The organism is Tumidithrix elongata BACA0141, from assembly GCF_036349135.1.
Lineage (GTDB): Bacteria > Cyanobacteriota > Cyanobacteriia > Pseudanabaenales > Pseudanabaenaceae > Tumidithrix > Tumidithrix elongata.
In genome coordinates, this window is sequence record NZ_JAZBJZ010000007.1 from 82,061 (window position 1) to 91,428 (window position 9,368).

Below are 9,368 nucleotides of genomic sequence, written 5' to 3' on the forward strand. Positions count from 1 at the left end.
CGCTTCAGCAGGTTTAGGATAACCCAGACTCCCTTTGATTAGCTCAGGGCAGATGGGTTTGCGGAATAAAAAGTTAAGGACAGGAAAAAAATCTAGCGGTATTGGGATTTTAAACATTATGTAATACATGTACCGCACAGAATCTAAAAGTTGTTGTATGTACAATGATCTGAGCATTTATGAAAACATAATGACCTTGGCATCTTTGGGTTGGCAGATCGGCGATCGCAAGTTTATTTGGGGTAAGCGTACCTATTTGATGGGTGTGCTCAATGTCACGCCTGATAGTTTTAGCGACGGTGGGCTATTTGATTCGCCCGAAGCGGCAGTGGCACAGGCTGATCGCATGGCAGAGCAGGTCGATATCCTAGATATTGGTGGCGAGTCTACAAGACCGGGGGCGATCGCGATCGATGCCGAACAAGAATTGGCGAGGGTGATTCCTGTAATTGAGGCAGTCCGCAAAGCCCATCCTCACTTACCGATATCGATCGATACGACAAAAGCAAAGGTGGCGGAGTTAGCCCTGCAAGCGGGTGCAAATGTAATCAATGATGTCTCGGCAGGCAGATTCGATCCTGATATGTTGATGCTGGCAGGAAAACATCAGGTTCCCTTGATTCTCATGCATATGCAGGGTTCGCCTCGCAGTATGCAATCCGATCCGCAATATAAACATGTGGTTCGAGAAGTCAAACAGTTTTTGGCAGATGCGATTTCTGTGGCGATCGCCTGTGGATTACCCAAACATCTGATTGCGATCGATCCTGGAATTGGCTTTGGCAAGACCCTAGATCACAACCTCACACTTTTACGAGACTTGGGAGAATTTCGCGAGCTTGGTTGCCCCATGCTGGTGGGTGTTTCGCGCAAGAGTTTTATTGGTAAGCTCTGCGATCGCCCCAACCCCAGCGATCGGCTATGGGGAACAGCGGCTGCCTGTACGGCAGCGATCGCAGGCGGTGCGGATATTTTGCGCGTGCATGACCCCATCGAGATCGGTGATGTCTGTCGGGTGGGTGACGCAATTTTTCGTGTCTGATTGTGGCATCTCCTAGCAAGAACTCAAACTAAAGAACGTTCACCGTGACGTGTTCTCTAGGTAACAATTCAGTTAAAATAACCAGATAGAGACAACTCAAATTTATTGTAGTGTTGGGAGCAAGGACATAAGTGCCCAAGGATATAAAGCCCAAGGCAAAGCATCTACTGATTGGCTCAACAAGGGCTGGTAGTGGTAAGTCATCGACAGTACTGGGGCTGGCAAAGCATTTACAGGAAAGGGGGATTCAGATTGGCTATGGTAAGCCACTAGGGACGTTTGTCACTAAGGATTTGCCTGAATCCGTCCAAACCCTAGAAGCGGATGTGGCATTTATTACCCAAACCCTCAATCTACCGCCAGCTTGTTCGAGGCCGACCTTGCTGAATTTAGACAAGCCTACGATCTTAGGTCGCTTGCTGGGAAAAGACACCAAAGACTATCGCGCCGAACTAAGTCAATATAACCAAAACTTAGATGGCGAGTTGATTTTGGTCGAAGCACCTGCCAATACAGCCGAGGGGGCTTTGTTCGGTCTATCTTTGCATGAGATGTCCGATCTGTTAGATGCACCCATATTGCTGGTCATGCGGTTTGGTTCTCTACTGGTGATCGATCATGTCTTGGCTGCGAAACAAAGGCTAGGCGATCGCTTGTTGGGTGTCGTGATCAACGGTATTCCCGAAGATCAGCGCGAAAATGCGATCGAAGTCATGCAGCCCTATCTCGAATCTCTAGGCATTCCTGTGTTGGCGATGATGCCTGAAAATCGCATTCTTAGAAGCGTGAGCGTGTCTGAGTTGATCGATCAACTCGGAGCAACGGTGTTATGCCGCCCTGAAAACATCAACTTTGATAGTGTGATGGTTGAAGAGCTAAAAATTGGGGCAATGGATGTCAATTCGGCGCAGATCTTTTTCCGCAAGTCCTATAACAAGGCTGTGATCACAGGCAGCAATCGGATCGACCTGCAACTTGCTGCTTTAGAAACCTCAACCAACTGCCTCATTCTCACGGGGCCCCCGATGTTGAGTGGCGATGTTTCCCATCGGGCAAACGAGTTGGGCGTGCCCGTACTAGCTGTGAATAAAGACACCTTGACCACCGTGGAAATTATTGAAGCTTGTCTCGGTCAGGTGCGCTTGCATGAAGGCGTGAAGGTCGAGAGCATCTGTGCCATGATGAAAGAATATTTTCAGTTCGATCGCTTACTGACCATCTTAGGGCTTGAGCCTGTTCTGTCTGCTTAGGATCGTGAATTTAATCACTCCGAATTCTTGCGTAGAGTGAGTTAACGCAGCTTAACGCATATGGGATTGATGCGTTATAGCCGAGTTCGATCCTATTTAATTTCCATTCCTTAGAAGCCTTACAACGGAACGAATGTCTACTTCAATTTTATCTGAGTTAAAAGCAAGATTTACAGAGGCTTGTTTGAAAGCGTTTGAGGGAACAGACGCAGCCTTAAATCAAGAATTTGCTGCAAACTTCGATCCTTCGGTTACGCCTGCCAAAGATACGAAGTTTGGTGACTATCAATGTAATGCCGCCTTGGGACTCACGAAAAAGCTAAAAAAGAAGCCCCACGATATTGCCGCTCAGATTATCGAACATCTCTATGTCAGCGATCTTTGCGAACCACCCACGATCGCAGGCCCTGGTTTTATCAATCTTTTCCTCAAGCGCGACTTTATCGAAGCGCAAATGGTGGTGATGCAAAAGAGCGATCGCTTAGGCATTGCCCCCACAGACAAACCTCAGCGCGTCATCGTCGATTTCTCTAGTCCTAACATTGCCAAAGAGATGCATGTCGGACATCTGCGATCAACGATTATTGGCGATAGCATTGCCCGCATTCTGGAATTTCAAGGTCATGATGTCCTACGGCTAAACCATGTGGGGGATTGGGGTACGCAGTTTGGTATGTTGATTACCTATCTCAAGGAAGCCTATCCCGATGCCCTGACCAAATCAGACGCGCTGGCATTGGGCGATTTGGTGACGCTCTATCGCGAAGCTAAAAAACGCTTCGATTTAGATCCTGAGTTTAAAGACGCATCTCGTTTAGCGGTGGTGGATTTGCAGTCAGGGCAGCCTGAGGCAACCAAAGCATGGCAGCTACTCTGCGAACAGTCTCGCCGCGAATTTCAGAAGCTCTATGATGCGCTGGATATTCAACTGATCGAGCGTGGGGAATCCTTCTATAATTCCCTTTTAGGAAATGTGGTTGAGGACTTGCAGCAGATCGGTCTATTGCAAAAAGACCAAGGCGCCTTATGCGTGTTTTTAGAAGGCTTTACGAATAAGGAAGGCGAACCACTGCCTTTAATCGTGCAGAAATCCGATGGAGCCTATAACTATGCCACCACTGACTTAGCAGCTCTGCGCTATCGCATTACCCAAGACAAAGCCGATCGCATCATTTACGTCACGGATATGGGGCAGTCTGGACATTTCGCCCAAGTCTTTCAAGTTGCCAAACGGGCGGGATGGTTGCCAGATGCCATGCTAGTTACCCATGTCGCGTTTGGTCTAGTTTTGGGCGAAGATGGTAAAAAGCTCAAGACGCGATCGGGCGATACGATTACTCTAAAGAGCCTACTTGACGAAGCGATCGACCGCGCCCAAATCGATATCGAAGCTCGTAACCCAGAGGCAGCCGAGGCATTTAAACAAGAAGTAGCCGAAGCCGTCGGATTAGGTGCAGTAAAGTATGCCGATCTGTCACAAAATCGCACGAGCGATTATCGCTTTAGCTTTGACAAGATGTTAGCACTTCAGGGCAATACGGCTCCCTATATGCTCTATGCCTATGTGCGCGTTAGGGGAATTGGGCGCAAAGGAGAGATTGATTTCGACAGCTTAGAAAGCTCTCAGTCTATTCATCTCACCACAGAGCCCGAACTTGTCTTGGCGAAACATTTGCTGCAACTCGCAGAGGTGATTGAAGCTGTCGGAGAAGATTTATTCCCTAACCGCCTCTGCCAATATCTATTTGAACTAAGTCAGAAGTTCAATCAATTTTTTGAACAATGTCCTGTGCTTGATTCACCAGAACCAGAGCGAACTTCGCGCCTTTGTCTCTGTCACATCACGGCAAAAACCTTGAAACTAGGACTCAATTTGTTGGGTATCAAAGTCCTAGAGAGAATGTAATCTCTTTTATGGCTCCAACGCTCGTGACCTAGTCCAATTCCACATTAATGCGTATTGCCCAAACTGAGCGTCAAAAGAGGTGAGAATCATTCCCTATACCATGTCTTGACCTCTAATTTCCCAGCAAACTTAGAGCTAAGATGCTTCTATGCATCTGGGGTTGGCACAATTTTTCTAGAAATATACCAAGTTACAAAGCCCGTAACCAGCGCGATCGCACTGAGCGCAAAAATCACTTTTGACAAGCCAAAATAAGACTCCGCAATTCCTGCCACCGCAAGAGGTAGGCTGAGTGCAATATTAATCGCGTTATTTTGTAAGCCAAATACGATGCCCCGTTTTTCTTCAGGTGTGTCTTCTTGAATCACCGTTTGCATTGGGATCATGCATAGACCTGCAAATACTCCAGTGCCCGCAATCATGCCCAAGCCAATCCAAAAGCGATCGCAAAAAACTGCCAGCCCTGACAGGAAAATTGCCATACCAATCGAGCCAATCAGAGCCAGATTTTGACGGCTGAAGCGATCGCCAAACTTTGCCACAAACCCTGCCCCAACAGCCATTCCTAGACTGGCATCAGCAAGTAAAAAACCAAACTGCTCCGATTTGATTTCGGGCATTACCTCCGCCAACCGCACCGCTAAAACCGTCATCGCCGCCGTCACCGAAAACGTGCAAACCAATTGCAATAAAGCCGCCAGTGACGATCGCTGTGTGCTGAGATATTGCAAGCCTTGTTTAATATCTGTCCAGACATGAAAGTCATCTTTATGCAGACTTTCGCGGGTTTCCCCCGTGCGGAGCAGTAATAAAATTAGACCCGCAATCAAATAACTGCCACCCACGACGACTTCTTTACCAATCTGATGGATCAACTGATCGGCAAACACCAGCAAAGGCTCCCCGATCGCAAATCCCAAGATCAAAGCTCCCATGATCGTGGTGGTATAGATCGAGTTTGCTGAGAGCAAATTGGGCTTTTCGACCACCAAAGTAATCGCGGACTGCTCTGCGGGTGTAAAAAACTGCGTAAATGTAGAAACGAGAAAGGTAATACAGAGTAAGCCCCAAAAACCTACAGGCGATCCCCACAAAGGCGTCCAGTCTTTGGTTGTCCATAGCAACAGAGGTGTTGCCATCACCAATACACCCCGCAGCAGGTTTGAAGTCACCAGCACCCATTTTTTTGACCAGCGATCGACATAAACCCCAGCGATCGACCCAAACAAAATTGCAGGGATTGTAAAGGCAACCATTACCGATGACACCCATCCGCTAATCGTCTCGCCTTCGTTTTGAAACTGTGTGGAAACGATCGCAATGATCAGGACTAAAAAAACCTTGTCAGCAATCTGCGAAAAAATCTGCCCGCTCCAAAGCGAAAGAAAATTGGCATTTTTTAAAACTGAAGTCGGTTGCGGCTCCTGCGGCTGCGGTGATTCTGGCTGATGCGGCAAATTAGGAATATTGGTGCTGGCAGGAGGGTCAAACAGATGGGTCATAGGTTGAAGCAGTTGTCGATCAAAGCAGCGGACTGGATGGGCTTATCAAAATGATACTGTGCATAGGCACGCAACAGCCTTTCCACCGTAAGCCATGCTGTGGAATGCACATCTGAAACAGTTTGGGATAACTCAGGTTGAACCAAGGATTGCATTGCGATTAACTCGGTAGCATTGAGATAGCGATCGATTTTCGTACTGAAACTGTCAGTAAATTTTATACGATTGATTGTCTGATATTCAGTAGCTTGAAGCTCAGCTACCATAGTTTCAGTCAGATTTGTCTCTGGGCGCTGCGATCTAACGGGTAGGGGTTTTGCCGAAAAACCCTGAACTTCAGAACTACCTGAAAGGCTGACAATGCCGCCCCCAGAAAAACTAAACCCTACTCTCCACTTCAAATCGGCGGGAGGGATCAGAGCTTCTTGAGTGAAGCAACAGGCATGAACTTGGGGCGCAAACCCCGCGATCGCTAACAGGTGATAAACCCCATGAACGAGGCAAGCCAAAACCCTGTGGTTCTCAGCATTTTGCAACCGTATAAGATGCTCGGTGAGTAACTCAAACAGTTCCTCTTGCGGTTGTGCTGACAGTGCTTGAATTAATGTCAATTCAGCTAAGTACTGAGCGGCGGTTAACTTAGCGAGATTATGCCCTAATCCGATAAAAGATTGCAGTGTTTCTGCGTGTTTAATCCGATCTAGGCTACGTCCGGGCGAAATTAACAGATCGTTGACCACAAACAAGCCCGATCGCCCTGTCATATTCGAGCGATGCTTACGCGCTCCTGCCGCCACAGCTCGAATTAAGCCATGTTCTCGGGTCAGGATCGTGAGTAAGCGATCGTTTTCGCCCATTGCCACGCCTTTGAGATTAATGCCTATGGTTCGATATGTACGAGACAAAAGAGGTTTGTGTAGGTCATAGACAACATAGCAATTATACGGATTGAGGACATCAGATAAAGTGGCGTATATCCGTACAATGCAGTTATGGGTTTTCGGTTATCAGTTTTTGGTTATTAGTTTTTGGTTTTAGGCAGCAGGTTCATTGCGCTCAAAATCTGCTTGGTGATGTTGATACGAGCCTTGGCATCATCAGGCTTTTGAATGTCGATGTTGATCGCAAAGAAAAAGGGGCGATCGCCAAGTTCTAAATAGCCTACAAACCAGCCAATATTAGGTTTTACGGAACTAGCCCAACCTGTTTTTCCTCTTAGAACATACTCATCGGTCTTTTCTCGAATCATAATGTCCTTCACAATTGCCAGCGATCGCTTTGAGAAGGGCAACTTGTTTTGATAGAGCTTGACTAGAAAATCAATTTGTTCCTTAGGACTAATGCGGATTTTGCCATCCAGCCAAAAGCGATCGATGCCACCCCCAATGTCTCGATTGCCATAATTTGCGAGGTTGATATAACGCTGCATCCTGGTCGATCCGATCCGCCTTGCCAGCTCTTGATAAAACCACACAGTTGAATATTTGATCGCCGATCGCAGGGTTTGATCTTGATTCCATTCTGGGAGCTCTCGCTTGATGCCATCCCACTTGATCACAACATTCTCATCAGCGATCGCGCCCGTTTCTAAGGCAACTAAGGAGTTGAAAACTTTGAATGTGGAGGCAGGCAAAAAACTTGTGTTAGCTCGTTTGGCATCATAGACAAAATATCGATCTTCCTTAAGGTCGTACAAAAGGAATGTACCTTTTACACCAGCCTGCTGGAAGTATTTACCAAAATCAGAGCGTTCTTGCCAATTTTTGGGTATGGGTTCCGTAGCGATTTGCGATGTTATAACGACATGCTCGGTTAGTTTCGATTCTGGGGCTGCCCAAGCTAGTCCATGAAGGATTCCACTCAGATAGAGAGCGCTCAAGATAAACATATATTTACGTTGCCGCATTGATAGGACTCAGAAATCATAAAGTGATTGGGCAATAAAAAGCTGTCATTTTCTCGATGACTTTTGCATTGAGCCAATTTTTGATCTGAGGCAAAAGTAACCCTAGATGCTAGACTTGCGGGTACAGGAGGGCACAGGATGACTTTTGTATATCAAGTTGGCGGTAGTTTACCTGCGGATGCAGCCAGTTACATCGAGCGGCAGTGCGATCGCGACTATTACGAACTGCTCAAGGCTGCGAAATATTGCTATGTGTTTAACTGTCGGCAGATGGGCAAGTCGAGTTTGCGGGTACGGGTGACGCATCGGTTGCAAGCAGAGGGAGTGACCTGTGCCACGATCGATCCGCAGAAAATTGGCGTGGAAGTCACCTGCGATCAGTGGTATGCCAGTGCTATCCGTAGTTTGGTGGGGGATTTGAACCTCAAGGGGCGCTTTGACCTACGGGCTTGGCTCAAGGAAAGGGAGATGCTATCGCCCGTACAGCGCTTTGCCGAATTTATCGAAACCGTAGTACTACGGGAAATCGATACCCCGATCGCGATCTTTGTGGAAGAGATCGATCGCTTGCTCAGTCTCAAGTTTGGCATGGATGATTTTTTTGGCTTGGTGCGATCGTTTTTTGAAGATCGCACGACGAAACCCGATTACAATCGCCTCACCTTTTCATTTTTGGGTGTGGCAACGCCGACAGATTTGATTAAGAGCGGCAATACCTCTGGGTTTAATATCGGGACTGCGGTAGAAATGACTGGGTTTACGCTGGCAGAGGCAATGCCTTTGGGGCAGGGTTTAGCCAGTAAGGTCGCCAACCCGCAAGCCTATCTAGAGGAAGCGGTAAAGTGGACGGGCGGACAACCCTTTCTGATCCAACGGGTGTTGGGGCTGATCGAGAAGGAATTGGCATTAATGGCGCAACCACCTGAAAATATCGCCCCATGGATCGAAGATTTGATCCAGAGGCGAATTATCTATAATTGGGAATCGCAGGATGCTCCACCACATTTGATGACGATCAAAGATCGCGTTACGAGTGTAGAAGAGAAGTTGCGCGGACGAATGCTGGGCTGCTATCAGCAGGTTTTGGATGATGGAGAATTAGATGACGATCGCAGCGAGGAGCGATCGAAGTTGCGGCTGACGGGTTTGGTGGTGAGAAGAGATGGAAAGTTGCGATCGTACAACCCGATTTATGCGGCAGTATTTAACAATGCTTGGGTGGAGAGTCAATTAGCGGATTTGCGTCCAGAGGTTTATGGGTCGGCATTTCGGGCTTGGCAGGAGGCGGAAGAGGGACAGAATCAGGGATTTCTCTTGCGGGGAGAGGCGTTGGCGGAGGCGGAGGTCTGGGCGCGGGGAAAGCGGCTTAGCGATCAGGACGAGGAGTTTTTGCGGGAGAGTCGAAATTTGGAAAGACGAGAAGCAGTTCGTCAATTTGAAGTAGAACGCTTAGCAAAAGAGTCAGCAAAAAAAGCAAATCGAATCTTGCTGAGATCTCTAAAGACTGCAGGAATAATTTTGACAGTTACTGTGATGGGGAGTTCATGGATAGTAATTAAAGCGCAACTCAATGAAAGCTCTTTCGTTAATAGTATTGCCGATACTGGTATTAAGACTGTAGAACAACTTTTTCAACAGAATGATCAACTTGGAGCTTTAAAACAGAGCGTAGAAGTATTAGATAGATTAAAAAATCTGGGTCTAATGAGAGCGTGTTTGAGAAGTTTAGGGTAGAAAAAAAGCCCCCAAAGTTATAGGTTGT

General features: G+C 47.3%; 7 protein-coding genes. 4 read left to right on the forward strand and 3 right to left on the reverse strand.

The window, feature by feature from the left end; genetic code table 11:
• The first annotated feature begins 190 nt into the window (after positions 1 to 190).
• The 3 genes from folP (at position 191) to argS (ending at position 4,198) form a co-directional block, all read left to right on the forward strand.
• Complete coding sequence (gene folP, locus V2H45_RS03340) at positions 191 to 1,042, forward strand: dihydropteroate synthase (protein ID WP_330482198.1); 852 nt, start codon at positions 191 to 193, stop codon at positions 1,040 to 1,042.
• A gap of 131 nt (positions 1,043 to 1,173) precedes the next feature.
• Positions 1,174 to 2,292, forward strand: a complete 1,119-nt coding sequence (locus tag V2H45_RS03345; RefSeq protein ID WP_330482199.1) for a phosphotransacetylase family protein — start codon at positions 1,174 to 1,176, stop codon at positions 2,290 to 2,292.
• A 133-nt stretch (positions 2,293 to 2,425) separates the two neighbouring features.
• On the forward strand, positions 2,426 to 4,198 hold the full coding sequence (gene argS, locus V2H45_RS03350) for an arginine--tRNA ligase (RefSeq protein ID WP_330482200.1): 1,773 nt from the start codon (positions 2,426 to 2,428) through the stop codon (positions 4,196 to 4,198).
• 146 nt (positions 4,199 to 4,344) lie between these two features.
• Here the strand turns inward: argS and V2H45_RS03355 are convergent, their stop codons facing one another.
• From V2H45_RS03355 to blaOXA, 3 genes are all read right to left on the reverse strand, one after another.
• Complete coding sequence (locus V2H45_RS03355) at positions 4,345 to 5,700, reverse strand: MFS transporter (protein ID WP_330482201.1); 1,356 nt, start codon at positions 5,698 to 5,700, stop codon at positions 4,345 to 4,347.
• Complete coding sequence (gene recO, locus V2H45_RS03360; protein ID WP_330482202.1) at positions 5,697 to 6,605, reverse strand: DNA repair protein RecO; 909 nt, start codon at positions 6,603 to 6,605, stop codon at positions 5,697 to 5,699. The genes V2H45_RS03355 and recO overlap by 4 nt, the downstream gene beginning before the upstream one ends.
• Before the next feature lie 116 nt (positions 6,606 to 6,721).
• Entirely contained in the window at positions 6,722 to 7,606 is an 885-nt protein-coding gene (gene blaOXA, locus V2H45_RS03365) for a class D beta-lactamase (RefSeq protein ID WP_330482203.1), read from the reverse strand.
• Between the two features lie 138 nt (positions 7,607 to 7,744).
• On the opposite strand from blaOXA, the gene V2H45_RS03370 reads away from it, so the two are divergent.
• The gene (locus V2H45_RS03370; RefSeq protein ID WP_330482204.1) at positions 7,745 to 9,340 is read left to right on the forward strand and encodes an AAA-like domain-containing protein; all 1,596 of its coding nucleotides are present in this window, start codon (positions 7,745 to 7,747) and stop codon (positions 9,338 to 9,340) included.
• Positions 9,341 to 9,368 lie beyond the last annotated feature (28 nt).

Excerpts from the sequence above, each read along its gene's own strand:
- folP (WP_330482198.1), top strand. The coding sequence starts at position 191 with ATGACCTTGGCATCTTTGGGTTGGCAGATCGGCGATCGCAAGTTTATT.
- argS (WP_330482200.1), top strand. The coding sequence starts at position 2,426 with ATGTCTACTTCAATTTTATCTGAGTTAAAAGCAAGATTTACAGAGGCT.
- V2H45_RS03355 (WP_330482201.1), bottom strand. The coding sequence starts at position 5,700 with ATGACCCATCTGTTTGACCCTCCTGCCAGCACCAATATTCCTAATTTG.
- blaOXA (WP_330482203.1), bottom strand. The coding sequence starts at position 7,606 with ATGCGGCAACGTAAATATATGTTTATCTTGAGCGCTCTCTATCTGAGT.
- V2H45_RS03370 (WP_330482204.1), top strand. The coding sequence starts at position 7,745 with ATGACTTTTGTATATCAAGTTGGCGGTAGTTTACCTGCGGATGCAGCC.